The 20,464-nt window shown below is 65.4% G+C and carries 18 protein-coding genes; 11 read left to right on the forward strand and 7 right to left on the reverse strand.

The annotated features are described in order from the left end of the window. The first annotated feature begins 338 nt into the window (after nt 1-338). Both QUV35_RS06345 and QUV35_RS06350 read left to right on the forward strand, forming a co-directional pair. Nucleotides 339-1,607, forward strand: a complete 1,269-nt coding sequence (locus QUV35_RS06345; protein WP_300871702.1) for an RsmB/NOP family class I SAM-dependent RNA methyltransferase — start codon at nt 339-341, stop codon at nt 1,605-1,607. Nucleotides 1,608-1,773: 166 nt separating this feature from the next. After that, entirely contained in the window at nt 1,774-3,000 is a 1,227-nt protein-coding gene (locus tag QUV35_RS06350) for a fatty acid desaturase (protein ID WP_300871704.1), read from the forward strand. Between the two features lie 117 nt (nt 3,001-3,117). Here QUV35_RS06350 and rpmG read toward each other — a convergent pair whose 3' ends face one another. The 3 genes from rpmG to trxB all read right to left on the reverse strand — a co-directional run bounded on the left by rpmG (nt 3,118) and on the right by trxB (nt 4,672). Next, entirely contained in the window at nt 3,118-3,288 is a 171-nt protein-coding gene (gene rpmG, locus QUV35_RS06355; protein ID WP_056269543.1) for a 50S ribosomal protein L33, read from the reverse strand. A 12-nt stretch (nt 3,289-3,300) separates the two neighbouring features. Then, entirely contained in the window at nt 3,301-3,534 is a 234-nt protein-coding gene (rpmB, locus tag QUV35_RS06360) for a 50S ribosomal protein L28 (protein WP_056269541.1), read from the reverse strand. Nucleotides 3,535-3,724: 190 nt separating this feature from the next. Beyond that, the gene (gene trxB, locus QUV35_RS06365; RefSeq protein WP_300871706.1) at nt 3,725-4,672 is read right to left on the reverse strand and encodes a thioredoxin-disulfide reductase; all 948 of its coding nucleotides are present in this window, start codon (nt 4,670-4,672) and stop codon (nt 3,725-3,727) included. Between the two features lie 152 nt (nt 4,673-4,824). Between trxB and QUV35_RS06370 the strand changes: the two genes are divergently transcribed. The 9 genes from QUV35_RS06370 to lysS all read left to right on the forward strand — a co-directional run bounded on the left by QUV35_RS06370 (nt 4,825) and on the right by lysS (nt 15,516). Continuing rightward, complete coding sequence (locus QUV35_RS06370; RefSeq protein WP_300871708.1) at nt 4,825-5,499, forward strand: Crp/Fnr family transcriptional regulator; 675 nt, start codon at nt 4,825-4,827, stop codon at nt 5,497-5,499. 80 nt (nt 5,500-5,579) lie between these two features. After that, nucleotides 5,580-7,928, forward strand: a complete 2,349-nt coding sequence (locus tag QUV35_RS06375; protein ID WP_300871709.1) for a DNA translocase FtsK — start codon at nt 5,580-5,582, stop codon at nt 7,926-7,928. A 43-nt stretch (nt 7,929-7,971) separates the two neighbouring features. Further along, a complete protein-coding gene (gene lolA / locus QUV35_RS06380; RefSeq protein WP_300871932.1) occupies nt 7,972-8,607 on the forward strand; it encodes an outer membrane lipoprotein chaperone LolA in 636 nt (211 codons plus the stop codon). Next, entirely contained in the window at nt 8,604-9,905 is a 1,302-nt protein-coding gene (locus QUV35_RS06385) for a replication-associated recombination protein A (protein ID WP_300871934.1), read from the forward strand. The genes lolA and QUV35_RS06385 overlap by 4 nt, the downstream gene beginning before the upstream one ends. A 230-nt stretch (nt 9,906-10,135) precedes the next feature. Further along, nucleotides 10,136-11,065, forward strand: a complete 930-nt coding sequence (locus tag QUV35_RS06390; protein WP_300871711.1) for a branched-chain amino acid ABC transporter permease — start codon at nt 10,136-10,138, stop codon at nt 11,063-11,065. 17 nt (nt 11,066-11,082) lie between these two features. Then, nucleotides 11,083-12,168 (forward strand): ABC transporter ATP-binding protein, encoded by a 1,086-nt coding sequence (locus QUV35_RS06395; RefSeq protein WP_300871714.1) that lies wholly within the window; start codon nt 11,083-11,085, stop codon nt 12,166-12,168. Nucleotides 12,169-12,181: 13 nt separating this feature from the next. Continuing rightward, nucleotides 12,182-12,952, forward strand: a complete 771-nt coding sequence (locus tag QUV35_RS06400) for an ABC transporter ATP-binding protein (protein WP_300871716.1) — start codon at nt 12,182-12,184, stop codon at nt 12,950-12,952. A gap of 131 nt (nt 12,953-13,083) precedes the next feature. Then, on the forward strand, nt 13,084-13,800 hold the full coding sequence (locus QUV35_RS06405) for an ABC transporter ATP-binding protein (protein ID WP_300871718.1): 717 nt from the start codon (nt 13,084-13,086) through the stop codon (nt 13,798-13,800). A 153-nt stretch (nt 13,801-13,953) separates the two neighbouring features. Then, nucleotides 13,954-15,516: a lysine--tRNA ligase gene (lysS, locus tag QUV35_RS06410; RefSeq protein ID WP_300871719.1), complete on the forward strand. Its 1,563-nt coding sequence runs from the start codon at nt 13,954-13,956 to the stop codon at nt 15,514-15,516. Between the two features lie 226 nt (nt 15,517-15,742). On the opposite strand, the gene QUV35_RS06415 is transcribed toward lysS, so the two are convergent. The 4 genes from QUV35_RS06415 to QUV35_RS06430 form a co-directional block, all read right to left on the reverse strand. Next, the gene (locus tag QUV35_RS06415) at nt 15,743-17,479 is read right to left on the reverse strand and encodes a 7TM diverse intracellular signaling domain-containing protein (RefSeq protein ID WP_300871721.1); all 1,737 of its coding nucleotides are present in this window, start codon (nt 17,477-17,479) and stop codon (nt 15,743-15,745) included. Between the two features lie 166 nt (nt 17,480-17,645). Then, nucleotides 17,646-18,593 (reverse strand): RNA polymerase sigma factor RpoH, encoded by a 948-nt coding sequence (gene rpoH / locus QUV35_RS06420; RefSeq protein ID WP_300871722.1) that lies wholly within the window; start codon nt 18,591-18,593, stop codon nt 17,646-17,648. A 99-nt stretch (nt 18,594-18,692) separates the two neighbouring features. Continuing rightward, nucleotides 18,693-19,367, reverse strand: coding sequence for a nucleotidyltransferase family protein (locus QUV35_RS06425; protein ID WP_300871723.1), 675 nt, complete (start codon nt 19,365-19,367; stop codon nt 18,693-18,695). After that, nucleotides 19,364-20,446 (reverse strand): XdhC family protein, encoded by a 1,083-nt coding sequence (locus tag QUV35_RS06430; RefSeq protein ID WP_300871725.1) that lies wholly within the window; start codon nt 20,444-20,446, stop codon nt 19,364-19,366. Before QUV35_RS06430 ends, QUV35_RS06425 begins: the two co-directional genes overlap by 4 nt. Between the last annotated feature and the right edge of the window lie 18 nt (nt 20,447-20,464).

Raw genomic sequence — 20,464 nt, forward strand, 5'->3', positions numbered from 1 at the left:
GCGAGGTCCGCTGCCCCCCGGGGGGGCTGGGCCTGCCTTGGGGCGGCCCGGCGGCGGGCCCGGAGCTGACCCCCACGCTTCCCCGCTGCGCGAGGTCCGCTGCCCCCCGGGGGGGCTGGGCCTGCCTTGGGGCGGCCCGGCGGCTGGCCCGGTCTTTTGCCCCCACGCTCCCCCGCTGCGCGAGGTCCGCTGCCCCCCGAGGGGGCTGGGCCTGCCTTGGGACGGCCCGGCGCGCGTGTCCCAATCCGGAGATGCCGTGGAACCGGCTTTGCCGGGCCACAGGCATCGTCCCCCCTGGGGGAAGCCGCGTCAGCGGCGCAGGGGGGCGACAATACTTCATGCACCCCAAAGCCCTCCTGGACGAATCCGCCACCCTGATCGAACAGATCTTCAAGTTCGAACACCCCGCCGACGCTGTCGTTGCCCGCCACTTTCGCGAAAACCGATCGCTCGGTTCCCGCGAGCGCGCCACGCTGTCGGACACCGTGTACGCCATCCTGCGCCAACGCCTCAAGCTGGAGTGGCTCGCACGCTCGGGCAGTGGCTCCAAATGGCGGCGGTTGGCGATCCTGGCGTTTCCGGGTGACCGCGCCTTCATCAAGAGCGCCCTCACCGAAACCGAGAAGGCGTGGCTCGATCACTGCGACGCCGTGACCGACGCCGACCTGATGGCTCCGCACCGGCACAACCTGCCCGAGTGGCTGGCCACGGCCCTGCGCGAACAGGTGGGCGAACAATTCGACGATCTGGTGGCCAGCCTGAACCAGCCAGCGCCCCTGGACCTGCGGGTGAACCTGCTCAAGGCCAAACGCGACGCTGTGCTGGCTGGCTTGAAGGCCGCCGCTCTCGTGGCGGAGCCCACGCCGTATTCGCCGCTGGGCATCCGCCTGCAGGGCAAGCCTTCGCTGGCCAAACTGCCGGCGTTCACGCAGGGCGAAGTCGAAGTGCAGGACGAAGGCTCCCAACTGCTGGCCCTGCTGCTGGACGCCAAGCGCGGCGAAATGGTGGTGGACTTCTGCGCGGGCGCGGGCGGCAAGACGCTGGCCATTGGTGCTGCCATGCGCAACAGTGGTCGACTTTATGCATTCGACACCTCCGGTCACCGGCTGGATGCGCTCAAGCCGCGGCTGGCGCGCAGCGGACTGTCCAATGTGCATCCGGTGGCCATCGCCCACGAGCGCGACGACCGCATCAAACGCCTGGCCGGCAAGATCGATCGGGTGCTGGTTGATGCCCCGTGTTCCGGCCTGGGCACGCTGCGACGCAACCCCGACCTGAAATGGCGGCAAAACCCGCAGACGGTGGCGGCCCAGGCCGAACTGCAGCTCGCCATCCTGAACAGTGCGGTGCGCCTGCTCAAGCCGGGTGGACGTCTGGTGTACGCCACCTGCAGCCTGTTGAAGGAAGAAAACGAGTCGGTCTGTGCCGCGTTCGAAGCGGCGCATGCCGACTTTGAAGCCCTGCCCGTGGCGGCTTTGCTGGACAGCGCTCAGGTCAACGGCGCCGCTTCGCTGTGCCAGGGAGACGAGGGGCGGTGGTTGCGTTTGTGGCCCCATCGCCATGCGACCGACGGCTTCTTTGCCGCCGTCTGGCGGAAAAAGCCTTGAAAAGCCGTCAATTCACTTGATCTGAGTCAGCAGTTTCCACATCCGGGGCGGGATATCGGTTGGTGTTTGGCACCCCCGCCCGTAAAATGCCGGGTGCTTTTGCTCCGGTTGTGCTGGAGCATGTTCGGTATCCATCCACCGCCATCCGCGGTTCATTGGGAAATCAATGTCTTCTTCCGACTCCGGTATCTTTTCGTCCCTCTGGGACGGTCTCATCCAGTTCCTCGCCCACGGCCTGACCGGCGCGACCTGGTGGCAGACCATGATCGTGGCCCTGGTGTTCACCCACATCACCATCGCCAGCGTCACCATCTATTTGCACCGCCACCAGGCCCACCGCTCGCTGGACCTGCACCCGATTGCATCGCACTTTTTCCGCTTCTGGCTCTGGATGACCACCGGCATGGTCACCAAGGAATGGACCGCGATCCATCGCAAGCACCACGCCAAGTGCGAGCATGAAGGTGACCCGCACAGCCCGGTGGTGTTCGGCATCAAGAAAGTGTTCTTCGAAGGCAGTGAGTTGTACCGCGCCGAGGCCAAGAACCAGGAAACGCTCGACCGCTATGGCCACAACACGCCCAACGACTGGATCGAGCGTGTGGTCTACACCGGCCGTTCGCGGCTGGGCGTGAGCCTGATGCTGATCCTGAACGTGGCGCTGTTCGGCGTGCTGGGCGTGACCGTCTGGGCGATCCAGATGATCTGGATCCCGATCACGGCCGCCGGCATCATCAACGGCATCGGCCACTGGTGGGGCTACCGCAATTTCGAAGCGGCCGACGCCAGCACCAACGTGTCGCCGTGGGGCATCCTCATTGGCGGCGAAGAACTGCACAACAACCACCACACCTACCCCACGTCGGCGAAGTTGTCGGTGAAGCCTTACGAGTTCGACATCGGCTGGATGTACATCACCATGCTGAGTTCGGTCGGCCTGGCCTCGGTGAAGAAGGTGCCGCCGAAAATGGCTTATGGCGCCGTCAAGCCGGTGGCCGACGAGAAAACGCTGGAGGCGATCATCGCCAACCGTTACGAAGTGATGGCGGGATACGCCAGGGAAATGCGTGCGGCCTGCAAGCGCGAGATCGAGACACTGCAGCAGCGCCGGGGCGACGCCACCGTGCTGCAATCGGCCCGCCAGTGGCTGCACCGCGACGACGACAAGGTGCCTGCCAGCGTCAAGCCCCAGTTGGCCCAGGTACGGGCAGACCACCCGGTGCTCGACAAGATGGTCACCATGCGAGAAGAGTTGCGCGCCCTGTGGTCCAGCACCACCTCCACCCGGGAGCAGCTGGCCACCGACCTCCAGGCCTGGTGCCGTCGCGCGGAAGAGAGCGGCATTGCCGCGCTGCGCGACTTCTCCATCCAGTTGCGCTCGGCCCGCGCCTGAAACAGGCCACTCCAGAAGAACCACCCCGCGGGGTGGTTTTTTCATGGATAAGTCGTTTCCAATGACGCACAAAAAAGCCGCTGGGTCACAGCGGCTTTTTGTCGGGAGAGACCCAGCTTATTTCAGCTTGATCTCTTTGTAGTCCACATGCTTGCGAGCTTTGGGATCAAATTTCTTGATCAGCATCTTCTCGGGCGTGGTCTTCTTGTTTTTGGTGGTGGTGTAGAAGTGGCCGGTTCCAGCGGTGGATTCCAGCTTGATCTTCTCGCGTGCGCCTTTGGTTGCCATGTTCGGTTCTCCTTAAGCTTGACCGCGTGCGCGCAGGTCGGCGAGCACGGCGTCAATGCCGTTTTTGTCGATCAGGCGCAGCGCTGCACCGGAGACGCGCAAACGCACCCAGCGGTTTTCGCTCTCGACCCAGAAACGGCGGTATTGCAGGTTCGGCAGGAACCGGCGCTTGGTTTTGTTGTTGGCGTGGGAAACATTGTTCCCGACCATGGGCTTCTTGCCCGTGACGTCGCAGACGCGTGCCATGAGGACACTCCGATCATTCAAACAGCTGCTGACCGCGACCGGAAGATGTTCCGTGTCTGGCCAGTACAGCCTCACCTCGCCAGGAAAGGGTGGCGGTAACCCGAATCTGCTGTGGCTTCCGACGAACCGGTTTGTCTCAGCAAAGCCCGCGATTATAGCCAATCGGCCAACGGGCGGGGTTTGCAATCGGTCAGGAGGCGCTTTGCTCAAGGAAACGCTGGGCGTCCAGTGCGGCCATGCAGCCTGTGCCGGCGCTGGTGATGGCCTGGCGGTACACATGGTCCTGCACGTCGCCGGCGGCGAAAACGCCGGGCACGCTGGTCATGGTGGCCATGCCCTGCAACCCGGAGCGGGTGGTGATGTATCCGTCCTTCATGTCGAGCTGGCCCTTGAAGATGTCGGTGTTGGGCTGGTGGCCGATGGCGATGAAGCAGCCCTTGAGGGTGATCTCCTCGGTGGCGCCGGTCTTCACGTTCTTGAGGCGCACACCGGTGACGCCGCCGGGGTCACCCAGCACTTCGTCGAGCGTGCTGTGCAGCTTGAGCTCGATCTTGCCGGCAGCAACCTTCTCCATCAGCTTGTCGATCAGGATGGCTTCGGCCTTGAAGGTGTCGCGGCGGTGCACCAGCGTGACCTTGCTTGCGATGTTCGAGAGGTACAGCGCTTCTTCCACCGCGGTGTTGCCGCCGCCGATCACGCTGACTTCCTGCTCGCGGTAGAAAAAGCCGTCGCAGGTGGCGCAGCCCGATACGCCCCTGCCCATGAAGGCTTCCTCGGAGGGCAGTCCCAGGTATTTGGCAGAGGCCCCGGTGGCGATGATGAGTGCGTCGCAGCTGTATTCGCCGCTGTCGCCCTTGAGCACGAATGGCCGCTTGCTGAAGTCAACCTCGTTGATGTGGTCAAAGATGATCTCGGTCTTGAAGCGCTCGGCGTGGGCCTGAAAACGCTGCATGAGGTCGGGTCCCTGCACGCCATCGGCATCGGCCGGCCAGTTGTCGACATCGGTGGTGGTCATGAGCTGCCCGCCTTGTGCGATGCCGGTGATGAGCACGGGGTTGAGGTTGGCGCGGGCGGCGTAAACCGCAGCGGTGTAGCCGGCAGGGCCGGAGCCCAGGATCAGTACTTTGGCGTGTTTCATGGTGCAAGTCCCCATCGCAATCCGGGGCAAGTGGTTTAGAGTCGGCGGTTATATTGGCGCGTCAGGTCGGAAGCCTGCGGAGCAGCGGCCCTGACATCGGATCATTGTATGAAACGGCGCCGCAGGCGCTTCCCAGAACAAGGAATACACGCATGTCGATACTGTCCAACCTCGATCTGATCCGCCGGGTGCCTCTGTTCTCAACGCTCACGCAGGCGCAGGCGGAGGGGGTGGCAGACGCGGTCATCAAGCGCCGTTTCAAGCGCGGAGAGTGCATCGTGGAGCAGGGCAAGAAGTCGAACTGCCTGGCCATCGTTCTCACGGGCCGGGCCCGTGTGGTGACCACCGACGCCCGTGGCCGCGAGGTGATCCTGGCCACCATGAACCCGGGTGACTATGTCGGTGAGATGAGCCTGATCGACAACCAGCCGCATTCGGCCACGGTGAAGGCCGAGGTTCAGACCGACGTGCTGATCCTGGGCCGCGCCGAGTTCGCGCGTTGCCTGCCCGAGAACAGCTCCATGGCCTATGCGGTCATGAAGGGGCTGGTGCAGCGCTTGCGCCATGCCGACCGCAAGATCGAGTCACTCGCCCTCATGGACGTCTACGGACGCGTGGCACGCGCCCTGCTCGAATTTGCCCAGCCTGACAAGGACGGCCAACTCACCATCAAGGACCGGGTGTCGCGCCAGGATGTGGCCAAGATGATCGGGGCCTCGCGCGAAATGGTCAGTCGCGTCATGAAGGACCTGGAGGACCGGGGCTTTATCGAGATGGCCGAGGACGGCAGCACCATCATCAAGGAACGGCTGAATTCCCTCGGCTGATCTGGACCGCCGCCGGGGAGCGGCCGGGTCGCGCAGGCATGGGCTTGGGGTAAGCTTCCTGCTGGACATTTGAACAGCCCATGACCTACTCATTGAACACCCTCAACGCCGACCGGTCGGGCCAACCGCAGGTCGGCGTTTCCCGTTTTGCCCAGGAAATCGGACTGGTGCTGGGCGCGGCCGCGCTGGCGTTCTGGCTGCTGGCCTTGCTCAGCCATTCCCTTGCCGACCCGGCGTGGAGCACCACCGGCACCGCCGATACCGTGGGCAACTGGGGCGGTCGGCTCGGCGCCTTGCTGGCAGACGGCAGCTACTACCTGTTCGGCTTTTCGGTCTGGTGGTGTTTTCTGGTGGGAGTGCGGGCCTGGTTGTCCGCTTTGGCCGGCTGGATCCGTGGCACGCGGGCCGAACTGGGCGCCGCAGACGGTGCGCGCGTCTGGCACAGGCCCTGGGCGCGCCGCAGCCTGTTCTGGTTGGCCCTGATCACGGTGATGGCCGCCAGCACGGTGCTCGAGTGGAGCCGCCTGTACCGGCTGGAGACACTGTTGCCGGGCCACGCCGGGGGTGTGCTGGGTCATGCGCTCGGGGCCTTTTCGGTGCGCTGGCTCGGTTTCACAGGCTCGGCCTTGACCATGCTGGCCCTGCTGCTGGTGTGCCTGCCTCGCGTGTTTCGCTTTTCCTGGGGCCATTGGGCGGAGGAGCTGGGGCACCGGCTGGATGGGTGGTTCGAGGCGCGTCGCGAGAAACGCGAGGCGGTGGAAGACCAGCGCATCGGCGAGAAGGCTGCCCGCGAGCGCGAGGAAGTGGTGAAGGTCGAGCGCGTTGAAATCGAGGAGCACCATCCCATACCCGTGTTGATCGAGCCGACGCTGGTCGATGTGCCCAAGAGCGAGCGGGTGGCCAAGGAGCGCCAGAAGCCCCTCTTCACCGAGTTGCCGGACAGCAAGCTGCCTCAGGTCGATCTGCTCGACAGCGCACCGGTGCACCAGGCGGGCGTGGACAGCCAGACCCTGGAGATGACCAGTCGCCTGATCGAAAAGAAGCTCAAGGACTTCGGGGTCGAGGTGCGGGTGGTCGCAGCCGCGCCCGGGCCGGTGATCACCCGCTACGAGATCGAGCCTGCCACCGGCGTGAAAGGCTCCCAGATCGTGAATCTGGGTCGTGACCTGGCGCGTTCGCTCTCGCTGGTTTCCATCCGCGTGATCGAGACCATTCCGGGCAAGAACCTCATGGCGCTGGAGCTGCCCAACGCCAAGCGGCAGATGATCAAGCTCAGCGAGATCCTGGGTTCACAGGTCTACAACGACGCCAAGTCGATGTTGACCATGGGCCTGGGCAAGGACATCGGTGGCCAGCCCATCGTGGCCGATCTTGCAAAGATGCCGCACTGTCTGGTGGCCGGCACCACCGGCTCGGGAAAGTCGGTCGGCATCAACGCGATGATCCTGTCGCTCCTGTACAAGGCCGATGCGCGCGACGTGCGCTTGCTCCTGATCGATCCCAAGATGCTCGAGATGAGCGTCTACGAAGGCATTCCGCACCTGCTGGCGCCCGTGGTCACCGACATGAAACACGCCGCCAACGGCCTGAACTGGTGCGTGGCCGAGATGGAGAAGCGCTACAAGCTCATGAGCAAGCTCGGTGTGCGCAACCTGGCGGGCTACAACGTGAAGATCGACGAGGCCGCGGCGCGCGGCGAGTTCATCGGCAACCCGTTCAGCCTCACCCCCGAGCAACCGGAGCCGCTCGAGCGCCTGCCGTACATCGTGGTGGTCATCGACGAGCTGGCCGACCTGATGATGGTGGTGGGCAAGAAGATCGAAGAGCTCATCGCTCGCCTCGCGCAAAAGGCGCGCGCGGCCGGCATCCATCTGATCCTGGCCACCCAGCGCCCCAGCGTGGACGTGATCACCGGCCTGATCAAGGCCAACATCCCCACCCGCCTGTCGTTCCAGGTCAGCAGCAAGATCGACAGCCGCACCATCCTCGACCAGATGGGCGCGGAGAGTCTGCTGGGCATGGGTGACATGCTTTACATGCCGTCGGGTACAGGATTCCCGATCCGGGTGCATGGTGCGTTTGTGAGCGATGACGAAGTGCACCGCGTGGTGGCCTACCTCAAGGAACAAGGGGGCGAACCCAACTACATCGACGGCGTGCTGGAAGGCGGTGTCGGCGACGGAGAGGGTGGCGACCTGTTGGGCGAAGGTGGCGTGGAGGGCAACGGCGAGAAGGATGCCCTCTACGACCAGGCGGTGGAAATCGTCATCAAGGACCGCAAGGCCAGCATTTCCTATGTGCAGCGCAAACTGAAAATCGGCTACAACCGCGCCGCCCGTTTGCTCGAAGACATGGAAAACGCCGGTCTGGTGAGCGCCCTCACATCGAGCGGGCAGCGGGACATCCTGGTGCCGGCGCGCGGCGAATGACGCCGGTTTGAAAGAGCCGGCCCAACCGGATCGGATGTTCATGATGAAAAAAATGTGGCTTGTTCTTGCCTCGAGTCTTGTCACGCTGGGCGCATCGGCCGACGGCCTGCAGGACCTGGAAAAATTCCTGCGCGAAGTGGGCAGCGGCAAGGCCGGCTTCACCCAGGTGGTGACATCGCCCAAACGCGCCACCGAGACCGTGGCGCGCAGCAAGACGTCGCTCGGCACGTTCGAGTTCCTGCGGCCCAACCGTTTCCGGTTCGAATACACCAAACCCTTCGAGCAGACCATCGTGGCCGATGGCCAGACGCTGTGGCTCTACGACGTGGACCTGAACCAGGTCACGGCACGGGGCCAGAAGGAGGTGCTGGGCAGCACGCCGGCGGCCTTGATCGCGGCAGGTACCGATCTCAAGGGCCTGTCGGACGCGTTTGACCTCAAGGCCGGCGTGCCCCAGGACGGGCTGGAGTGGCTGGAGGCGAAGCCGAGAGACCGCAATGGCCAGTTGCAGATGGTGCGCGTGGGGTTCCGTCAGGGCCAGCTCTCGGTGCTCGACATCGAGGACAGCCTGGGTCAGCGCTCGGTGCTCACCTTCAACAACTGGCAGAGCAACGCGCCCCTGAAGGCAGCCGACTTCAAGTTCGAGGCACCCGTGGGCGCCTCGGTCATGCGGCCCTGAAGCCCGTGCCTGCCCCGAGTCCCCACGCGCCCCTGGCCGAGCGGCTGCGTCCGCGCAAGCTGGCCGAGGTGATCGGCCAGCAGCACATGCTCGGCGAGGGCATGGCGTTGCGGCTGGCCTTTGAGTCGGGACAGCCGCACAGTTGCATCCTCTGGGGCCCGCCCGGTGTGGGGAAGACCACCATCGCGCGGCTCATGGCCGACGCCTTCGATGCGCAGTTCCTCACCATCAGCGCGGTGCTTGGGGGCGTGAAGGACATTCGCGAGGCTGTCGAGCGGGCCGAAGCCGCGCGCCGCGGGCTCACGGCCCAGCGCACCATCCTGTTCGTCGATGAGGTGCACCGGTTCAACAAGAGTCAGCAGGATGCTTTTCTGCCCCATGTGGAAAGCGGCCTGTTCACTTTCATTGGCGCCACCACCGAAAACCCTTCGTTCGAGGTCAACTCCGCCCTGCTGTCGCGTGCGGCGGTGTACGTGCTGCAGCCGCTGTCGGAAGACGACCTGCGCCAGATCGTGCACCGGGCGCAGGGCATCGACGCGGTGCCCGTCATTGAAGCGGCCGCGACCGACCGCCTGATCGCCTACGCCGACGGCGATGCCCGCCGCCTGCTCAACACCCTGGAGACCCTGGCGGTGGCCGCAGGCAGCGAAAAACTCGCCGAGATCACCGACGCCTGGCTGCTCAAGGTGCTGGGTGAGCGCATGCGCCGGTACGACAAGGGGGGTGAGCAGTTCTACGACACGATCAGTGCCCTGCACAAAAGCGTGCGTGGTTCCGATCCGGACGCGGCGCTGTACTGGTTCGTGCGCATGCTCGATGGCGGTGCGGATCCGCGCTACATGGCACGCCGGCTGATCCGCATGGCCAGCGAAGACATCGGGCTGGCCGATCCGCGTGCGCTGCGCCTGGCGCTGGACGCGGCCGAGGTCTACGAGCGCCTGGGGAGCCCCGAAGGCGAGCTGGCGCTGGCCGAGTGCGTCATCTACCTGGCCGTGGCGCCCAAGTCCAACGCGGTCTACAAGGCATTCAACGAGGCGAAGGCCTGGGTCAAGAAAGACGGCACACGCCCGGTGCCCATGCACCTGCGCAATGCGCCCACCAAGCTCATGAAGGCGCTCGACCACGGCAAGGGTTACCGTTACGCGCACGACGAAGAGGGCGGATTTGCCGCCGGCGAGCGCTACCTGCCCGAGGGCATGGCCGAGCCGGACTTCTACCGGCCGGTGGACCGCGGGCTGGAGGCGCGCATCGCCGATAAGCTGCGCGAACTCAAGATCCGCAACGATCAAAAGAACTAATGAGTCGGCAATCGCGCTGATGCAAGGCGCCTGGTGATTCGAATCCTCGGGTAAACCCGTGTCAACCAAGGGCTTACGCGCATGGGGCGGCTGAAATCCCCTCGATACAATCGCGCACCAACCCGCAACCTGTCCTGTTCCAAGGACAGGTCTGGCGGGTTTTTTGCTAGGTTGAAACAGGTCGTCACATCACAGTCACAGGCGACCTGTCTGAAACACGGAGAACCCTCATGGAAGTTTTGCTACAGCAGATCATCAACGGTCTGGTGCTGGGCAGCATGTATGCGCTGGTGGCTCTGGGTTACACCATGGTCTACGGCATCATCGGGCTGATCAATTTTGCCCATGGCGACGTGCTCATGGTCGGAGCCCTCACCAGCTGGACCATCATCGGCGTGATGCGCGAAGCGTCGCCCGGCATGCCCGGCTGGCTGGTGCTGCTGCTGGCCGTGATCATTGCCATGGTGGTCTGCGCCACCCTCAACTACACGATCGAGAAGCTGGCCTACCGGCCTTTGCGCAACTCGTCCCGGCTGGCGCCCCTGATCACTGCGATCGGCATGTCGCTGTTGCTGCAGACCTTTGCCATGATCATCTGGAAGCCCAATCCCAAGTCGTATCCGAACATGCTCCCCACCGAGCCGGTCGCGATTGGCGGAGCGGTCATCTCCATCACGCAGATCACCATCCTGGCCACTACCGCCATCACACTGGCCTTTCTCATGTGGCTGGTCAACCGCACCAATCTGGGCCGCGCCATGCGCGCCACCGCAGAGAACCCGCGCGTGGCCGCACTCATGGGCATCAAGCCCGACGTGGTGATCTCTGCCACCTTCATCATCGGTGCGATGCTGGCGGCGATTGCCGGCGTGATGTGGGCATCGAATTACGGCACCGTGCAGCACGCCATGGGCTTCATGCCTGGCCTCAAGGCCTTTGTGGCTGCGGTCATGGGCGGTATCGGCAACCTGGCCGGTGCGGTGGTGGGTGGCATTGCACTGGGCCTGATCGAATCGCTGGGCGCTGGTTACCTCGGCAAGCTCACCGGCGGTGTGCTGGGCAGCCAGTACACCGACATCTTCGCGTTCATCGTGCTGGCCGTCGTGCTCACGCTGCGCCCCTCGGGCCTGCTGGGTGAGCGTGTGGCCGACCGCGCCTGACCGCCAGGAGAAATCACATGATGAACACCAAAACCGGCAAGCTGATCGTCTACCTGCTCGCGGGAGCGGCCCTGTTGCTGCTGCCCATCCTGCTGCAGTCCACCGGCAGCAACTCCTGGGTTCGAATTCTCGACATCGCGCTTCTTTACGTGCTGCTGGCCCTGGGTCTGAACATCGTGGTCGGCTACGCCGGCCTGCTCGACCTGGGCTACATCGCTTTCTTCGCGGTCGGTGCCTATGTGTTTGCCTTGCTGGGCTCGCCCCACCTCACCGATACGTTCCCGGCCATCAAGGCCATGTTTCCCGACGGCATCCACTACAGCATCTGGATCGTGATGATCGTGGCCGCGGTGATTGCCGGTATCGTCGGCATGATCCTGGGCGCGCCCACGCTCAAGCTGCGCGGCGACTACCTGGCCATCATCACCCTGGGCTTCGGCGAGATCATCCGCATCTTCCTGCTCAACATGGACCGCCCGGTGAACATCACCAACGGACCCAAGGGCATCAGCCAGATCGACACCATCACGGTCTTCGGGGTGGACCTTGGCAAGCGGCTGGAGATCGGTGACTACACCTTCCAGCCGGTCACGCTCTACTACTACCTGTTCCTCTTCTTCGTGATCCTGGCCATCGTCATTTCGTACCGGCTGCAGGATTCGCGCATCGGGCGCGCCTGGATGGCGATCCGCGAGGACGAGATCGCCGCCAAGGCCATGGGCCTGAACACCCGCAACCTCAAGCTGCTGGCCTTCGGCATGGGCGCGTCGTTCGGCGGCGTGTCCGGCGTGCTGTTCGCGTCGTTCCAGCGCTTTGTGTCGCCCGAATCCTTCTCGCTCATGGAGTCGGTGATGGTGGTGGCCATGGTGGTGCTGGGTGGTATCGGACACATTCCGGGTGTGGTGCTCGGTGCCTTGCTGCTGGCGGGTCTGCCCGAGTTGTTGCGCCATGTGGCGCACCCGCTGACCGAGCTGACCGACGGCCGTCTGGCCCCTGAAATCCTGCGCCAGCTGCTGATTGCGCTGGCCATGGTGGTGGTGATGCTGATCCGTCCCAAAGGCTTGTGGCCCGCCCCGGAGCACGGCAAGTCCTTGTCCAAGTGAGCGGAGCCTCTTCATGACAGAAACAATCCTCAAAGTGGCCAACGTGTCCAAGCGCTTCGGCGGCCTGCAAGCGCTCAGCGATGTGGGCATGGAAATCAAGCGTGGTCAGGTCTATGGCCTGATCGGACCCAACGGCGCCGGCAAGACCACCTTCTTCAACGTGCTGACCGGCCTCTACACGCCCGACAGCGGAACCTTCGAACTCGCCGGCAAGCCCTACACACCGAGTGCGGTGCACGAAGTGGCCAAGGCCGGCATTGCACGCACCTTCCAGAACATCCGGCTGTTCGCTGAAATGACGGCGCTCGAGAACGTGATGGTCGGGCGCCATGTGCGCACGCACTCGGGCCTGATCGGAGCGGTGCTGCGCACGCCCGGTTTCAAACGCGAGGAAGCGGAGATCACGGCCCGCGCCCGCGAGTTGCTGGCCTATGTCGGTATCGAGCGCTTCGCCGACTACAAGTCACGCACGCTGAGCTACGGCGACCAGCGCCGGCTGGAAATTGCGCGAGCGCTGGCCACCGACCCGCAACTGATTGCGCTGGACGAACCCGCCGCCGGCATGAACGCCACCGAAAAGGTGCAGCTGCGCGAACTGATCGACCAGATCCGCAACGACAACCGCACCATCCTTCTGATTGAACACGACGTGAAGCTGGTCATGGGCCTGTGCGACCGTGTGACCGTGCTCGACTACGGCAAACAACTGTCCTCCGGCACCCCGGCCGACGTGCAGCGCGACCCCAAGGTGATCGAGGCTTACCTCGGCACGGGCGGAGGCTGACTTGACCCACCCCCGCGCCGCTTCGCGTCACCCCCTCAAGGGGGCAGCACCTGCCGACCGGCAAAGCCGGGCCGGCGGTGTTCCCGGCTGAGCCCTTTTGCGCCGGATGCCGAAACGAACAAGGAAACGACATGGCAAACACACTCCTCAAGATCAGCGGCCTGAAGGTCGCCTATGGCGGCATCAAGGCTGTGAAGGGCATCGACCTCGAAGTCAACGAAGGCGAGTTGATCTCGCTCATCGGCTCCAACGGGGCGGGCAAGACCACCACCATGAAGGCCGTGACCGGCTCGCTCGCCTTTGAAGCCGGCGACATCGAGTACATGGGGCAAAGCATCAAGGGCAAGGGCGCCTGGGACCTGGTGAAGCAGGGTTTGGCCATGGTGCCGGAAGGCCGCGGCGTGTTCACCCGCATGAGCATCACCGAGAACCTGCAGATGGGCGCCTACATCCGCAACGACAAGGCCGGCATCGCCCAGGACATCGAGAAGATGTTCAACATCTTCCCGCGCCTGCGTGAGCGCAAGGACCAGCTGGCCGGCACCATGAGCGGCGGCGAGCAGCAGATGCTGGCGATGGCGCGTGCGCTCATGAGCCAGCCCAAGGTGCTGCTGCTTGACGAGCCTTCCATGGGCCTGTCGCCCATCATGGTCGACAAGATCTTCGAGGTGGTTCGTGATGTGTCCAAACAGGGTGTGACCATCCTGCTGGTGGAGCAGAACGCCCGCCGCGCGCTGCAGATCGCCGACCGCGGTTACGTCATGGACTCCGGCGAGATCATCATGACCGGCAAAGGCCGCGACATGCTCGACGACCCCAAGGTGAGAGCCGCCTACCTCGGCGAGTGAAGCGCCCCCGCGCTCCGCCGCTGCGCGGGTCGCTGCCCCCAGGGGGGCTGATTTGCCTGGAGGCGGCCCGGCGGCGAGTCGCTCATTCGGCGGGTGCTCGCCAAACCTACAATCATGGGTTGCGCACTTCGGTGTCCAACCCATTTTTCATTCATGACCCAAGCCCCAAACCCCTCCACCGCCGATGCCGGCGCTCCCGCACACGACGACAACCAGCTGATCGCGGAGCGCCGCGAGAAGCTCAAGGCGATGCGCGAAGCGCAGCAGCGCGGCGAAGGGGTGGCGTTTCCGAACGACTTCAAGCCCTCGGACAAGGCGGCAGAACTCTTTGCCGTGCACGGTGAAAGCACCAAGGAGATGCTCGAAGCGAACCCGGTGCGCGCCTGCGTGGCCGGTCGCATGATGCTCAAGCGGGTGATGGGCAAGGCCAGTTTTGCCACGCTGCAGGACGCCTCGTTCGGCCCCAGCGGCGGCCGCATCCAGATCTACCTGAACAACGAAAGCGTGGGCGAGGTGCTGCACAACGCGTTCAAGCACTGGGACCTCGGGGACATCGTGGCGGCAGAGGGCGTGCTGTTCCGCACCCGCACGGGTGAGCTCACCATCCACGCCGACAGCATCCGGCTCATCACCAAGAGCCTGCGCCCGCTGCCGGACAAGTTCCACGGCATTCACGACCAGGAGATCAAATACCGCCAGCGTTATGTGGACCTCATGACCGACGAAAGTGCGCGCCAGCGTTTCGTCAACCGCAGCCGCGGCATCGCCAGTTTGCGAAATTTCATGGTCGGCCATGGCTTTCTCGAAGTCGAGACACCGATGCTGCACCCGATCCCGGGCGGCGCCAACGCCAAGCCGTTCAAGACACACCACAACGCGCTCGACCAGGAAATGTTCCTGCGCATCGCGCCCGAGCTGTATCTCAAGCGCCTGCTGGTGGGTGGTTTCGATCGTGTGTTCGAGATCAACCGCAACTTCCGCAACGAAGGCATCAGCGTGCGCCACAACCCTGAGTTCACCATGATGGAGTTCTACGCGGCGTACTGGAACTACCAGGACCTGATGAGCTTCACCGAAGACCTGATCCGTCATGTGGTGCGAGAGGTGCGCGGCGACGTGCCGCTGACCTACCAGGGCCAGCCGGTGGACGTGAGCTCGCCGTTCGAGCGGCTCACCATCCGGGAGGCCATCCTCAAGCACACCGAGGCCGGAGACAACGTGGACAGCATGGATTGGCTGCTGAACCAGCTGAAGAAGCTGGGCCTGACCGAAGCCAGACACCAGCTCTCCACACGCAGCCTGGCGAGCCTGCAGGTGATGTACTTCGAGGAGAAGGTCGAGGACAAGCTCTGGAACCCGACTTTCATCATGGACCACCCCACGGAGATCTCGCCGTTGGCCCGTGCCAACGACGCAAGGCCCGAGGTGACCGAGCGCTTCGAGCTCTACATCACCGGTCGCGAGTTCGGCAATGCGTTCTCGGAGCTCAACGACGCCGAAGACCAGGCCGCGCGCTTCTCTGCGCAGGTGTCCGCCAAGGACAGTGGTGACGACGAGGCCATGCATTTCGACGCCGATTACATCCGCGCGCTCGAGTACGGCATGCCACCGGCCGGAGGCTGCGGCATCGGCATCGATCGCCTGATGATGCTGCTCACCGACAGCGCCAGCATTCGCGATGTGATCCTGTTCCCGGCGCTCAGAAGGGAGCACTGAACCGTTGGGCTGTGGCCCCCACGCTGCCCCGCTGCGCGTGGTCCGCTGCCCCCCGGGGGGGCTGATCCGGCTGGGGGCGGCCCGGCGCCGGATCCGGGTGCCCCCACGCTGCCCCGCTGCGCGTGGTCCGCTGCCCCCCGGGGGGGCTGATCCGGCTGGGGGCGGCCCGGCGCCGGATCCGGGTGCCCCCACGCTGCACCCGCTGCGCGTGGTGAGAAACCCCCGATCAGAAGTTGAGTTTCAGGATGGTGCGGCGGCCGTCCTGGCGCAGGGTCTGCAGGCCGCCGCGCATCCAGTCGAGGTGGGCCTGGGCGTTGCTTTCCAGCTCGGAGCCGCTGGCGGCGTCGGGCAGCAACGCCAGCACCACCTTGAACTTCAGGGTCGCGCCCACCGGCAACTGGGCCGAGGGGCGCAGCCCTCCGGCCACGATGCTGGTGGCGGCCGCGACCACCTGGGCTTCTTTCACCGGGCCTTCCATCAGCAAGGCCAACAGCGTGTCGTCCACGCGGCCTGCGGTGTCCACGTCGCGCGCCACCGAGCGCAGCAACGAGCCTGTGAGAACCAACGCCCGGTCGGCCACCTCGCGCCCATGTGCCTCGGCAAACCAGCCGTGGTTGTCCAGGTCGATCAGCAGCAACGCGCTGTGGTGCTGGTAGCGCTGCGCACGCACCAGACTGTCGTGCAGGCGCAGCATGAAGTTGTGGCGGTTGGTCAGGCCGGTGAGCGGTTCGGTCAAGGCCAGGGCCCGCGCCCGTGTCTGTGCCTCGTGCTGCATGGAAGACCGTTGCAGCAGGCCATAGATGAGCAGCGGGGCCTCGATGGCTGCGGCCAGCACCATGCCGTACTGCGAGAGAAAGCCCGACGACACCAGTCCGAAATTGCGCAGCACCGGCAGCGTGCCGGCCATCAGCACGGGCAGGATGCCCAGGGCGATCCAGCGCACCCACCGGTCGCCGGTGCGCCAGGCCGCCCACAACATGGCATAGACCAACGCCATGGTCAGTGCACCTGCTGCGGTCACGGCCTGCAGGCTGGTGGTGGTGGGGCGTGCCACGTCCCAGGCGGTCAGTGCCAGAAAGACGCCTGCCAGGCTCAGCGCCAGGCGGTCCAGTCCGCGCCCGATGCGCCGCGGCTGCACCACATGGCGCACGAACAGCAGCCCGGCCACGGCGGTGAGCGGCAGCAGCACGAACTCGGCCAGGCCGTTCCAGCGTGGCCAGCCCGACCACAGGAATTGCCCACCGACGCCCAGGGACGCGGCCAGCGCCAGACCCAGCAAGGTGACGTAGCCCGCGTAGGCGGCAAAGCTGCTGTCCCGGAACACCAGTGCGTTGGCGATGGCTGTGGCGATCAGCAGTGCTGCCATGCCGAAGTACGCACCCAGCAAAAACTGCTGCTGGATGCGCAACTCGCGCAGGGTGTTGTGGTCGTGCACCAGCAGTTCTCCCGAAAACGGCACACGGGCATGTTCGATGCGCACCCAGTAGGACACCAGCTGGTCGGCGCGCGTGTCGAGCGCGAACACCGGGTATCGGTCGGGGTGGGCCCAATCGCGCACGGCGATGCGGTCGCCCGCGTGCTGGGCGCGCCAGCTGCCGTCGGCGCGGCGATGGAACAGGCTGACCCGGTCGGTGCCCGAATGGGTGAGCTCCAGCTCCCAGCGAGCGCTGGTGTCGCTCACCAGGGCGTCAAAACGCACCCAAAGCACGGCGCCCGGCTTCAGGAGCAGGCGGTGGCCCGGCCTTCGGAGCTGGAACGCCGGTTCGACTTGCTGTTCGAGCTGCTCCACGGACCGTTCGCCACTGTCGTCCACCCAGTAGCTGCTGCGCCCGGCCAGGGACAGGCTGCTCTGACTGCTGTCCAGCACCAGCGCAGGAGCTTGCTCAGCCGGGAAGGCCGCCGGACAACACAGCAGCAAGGCAAGGAAGGCGAAGACGCGGAAGGGGTGAAAGAGACGTGTCACGGAGGGGGTGGCGGCGGAATCGGGGCCCGAGGGCGCAAGCCGGCGATTGTGTCTTGTCAGGCTGACACGCCCATTTCACGCCGGCACCGTGCCGGTGCACGCCAGGCGCAAAAAAACCCCGGTTGCTTGTGGCAGCCGGGGTTTGCGCAGACGGTGGCGTCGGCGCTCAAGCGTATGCAGCGAGGGCTTTGCGCATCTTTTTCATGGCCGCCACTTCGATCTGGCGCACGCGCTCGGCGCTCACACCGTACTCGGCGGCCAGTTCGTGCAGCGTCATGCCGCCCGAACCGTCGTCGTTCACCTTGAGCCAGCGCTCGCTCACGATGCGGCGCGAGCGGTCGTCCAGTTCGTTCATGGCCCGGGCCACACCCTCGGTGGCCAGAGCGTCGCGCTCGGCCGATTCCAGCACCGCCGTGGGCTCGTGCGTGGCGTCGGCGAGGTAGGCGATCGGGCCGAAGGCATCTTCACCGTCGTCGCCCGGGCTCGGGTCCAGCACCACGTCGCCACCGGAGAGCCGCGTTTCCATTTCGCGCACTTCCTCCGGCTTCACGTTGAGCTCTTTGGCCATGATGCCCACCTCGGCGTCGCTCAGCACGTCGCGGTGGGTTTCACCGTCCAGTGCGTCCGAGCGGAACCCCTGCTTGCGCGAGCGCAGGTTGAAGAACAGCTTGCGCTGTGCCTTCGTGGTGGCCAGCTTGACCATGCGGCAGTTCTTCAACACGTATTCGTGGATTTCGGCCTTGATCCAGTGCATGGCGTAGCTCACCAGGCGCACGCCCTGGTCGGGGTCAAAACGCTTGACCGCCTTCATCAGGCCGACGTTGCCTTCCTGAATCAGGTCGCCGTGCGGCAGGCCGTACCCCAGGTACTGGCGCGCGATGGACACCACCAGGCGCAGGTGCGACATGACCAGCTGCCCTGCGGCCTCCAGGTCGTTGTCGTCGCGCAGGCGGCGCGCCGCCTGCTGCTCTTCGTCCAGCGTGAGCAGCGGCAGGCGGTTGACCGCTGAAATGTAGGCATCGAGATTGCCCAGCGGGGGCACCAGGGCCCAAGGGTTGGCGACGGCGATCTGGCCAGTGGAAGCAGTTGCAATGGGAGCGAGTGAGTGGGACACGGTGAACCTCCTCAGGTCTGTTGCATTTATGTTAGCACTCTCTATGAGTGAGTGCTAAACCGAAAGTTCCTCAGGGCTTCCCGACCCAGGGTTTCCCGCTCAGCCAGGTGCCCGGGTGGCTTCGGGCCAGCGGATGGTCCACCCGGTCTCGCGGGCCAGGGTGGCCAGGTCGTCAGGGGTATCCAGGTCGCGGGTGTAGGCCGGGTTGGTGGCTTCCCAAGCCAGCGTGGCGCCAGGGTGGGCTGCGCGCCAGTGCCGCAGGCGGGTGCCGGGCGCGGCCAGCAGCTCGCCACGTACCGTGGCATCGAACATCACCGGATGACCCGGTACACCGTTCACGCTGGGCACGAGCAGGTGGCAACCGGCTGACCGGCGACCAAAAGCACTCAGCACCGCGCCGATGTCGGCGGGGCCGATCAGGGGCTGGTCGGCCAGCAGCACCATCACGGCGCCTGCATCGGGATCGAGAGCGCCCAGGCCCAGGTGCAGCGACGTGCCCGGATCGTCTTCAGGCGCCGGGTTGGTCACCAGGCGCGGCTTCAGGTGCTCGGGCCATTGGGCCAGGTGCGCCCGGATATCCGCCGCGTGATGACCCAGCACCACCACAGGGGTGCCAAGCCCCAGGCGGTGCACACTGTCCACCAACCGCGCCAGCAGGCTTTGGCCCTCCACCTCCAGCAGGCACTTGGCCCGCCCGCCCATGCGCCGCCCGGCACCCGCGGCGAGGATGACCACGCCGGTGTGGTGCAGCGGGGGGGTGTCGGTGGTGTTCAACGCGGCCCCTGAGGTGACAAGCAGGTCGGATCCGCAGGCGCGCTGCCGGCCAGCGCGTTCTTGGCGCTGGCCACGTCCATGTCGCGCGGCAGCGGCACGCCGTTTTTCACCGCCAGCACCTCGGCCATGATGCTCACCGCAATCTCGGGCGGCGTCTTGCTGCCGATGTAGATGCCGATCGGCCCGCGCAGCCGCGCCAGGCTCTCGGCCGTCTGCTCGAAGTGTTCGATCAAACGGGCTTGGCGCGCCTCGTTGTTGCGCCGCGAGCCGATGGCGCCCACGTAGAAGGCCTCGGTGGCCAGCGCTTCGAGCAGGGCGAGGTCGTCGAGCTTGGGGTCGTGCGTGAGCGCGATCACGCAGCTGCGCCGGTCGACCTTGAAGTCGTGCACCACATCGTCGGGCATGCCGGTGAGCAAGGCCACGCCGGGTACCGACCATGATGCGCGGTATTCCTCGCGCGGGTCGCACACGGTGACCGCGAAGCCACTGAACAAGGCCATGGTGGCCAGGTATTCGGTGAGCTGACCGGCGCCGATGAGCAGCATGCGGTACTCGGGGCCGAAGGTGTTGGCCAGCACCTCGCCGTCGTCGATCAGCGCTGAGGGCGCGGTGACCGCGCGCAGCTCCACGCGGCCGCTGGCGATGTCGGTTCGCCGCTGCACCATCTGACCATCGGCCAGGGTCTGCACCAGCGCTAGCAGCGAGGCGGCGTCGGGGTTGAATTCGAGCACCAGCTCCAGCGTGCCGCCGCAGGGCAGGCCGAAGCGGTGGGCTTCGTCGGCGCTCACGCCGTAGGTCACGCGCTGCGGCGTGCTGTCGGGAATGTCGTGCGTGATGCCTGGCACGCTCTGGCTGGCCTCGGTCTGGTGGGCCCGGCTGTAGCGGTAGATCAGGTCGTCCTCGATGCAGCCGCCCGAGACCGAGCCGACCACCGCGCCGCTCTCGCACAGTGCCATGATCGAGCCGACCGGGCGGGGCGACGAGCCCCAGGTGCGCACCACGGTGGCGAGCAGGGCGCGCTGCCCCTGGTTGCGCCAGCCGTGCAGCGTGCGCAGGACGGTGAGGTCGAGGTTTTCCATGGGCGTTTTCGTCGGGCG

It is taken from the genome of Hydrogenophaga sp., assembly GCF_030373225.1.
GTDB lineage: Bacteria > Pseudomonadota > Gammaproteobacteria > Burkholderiales > Burkholderiaceae_C > Hydrogenophaga.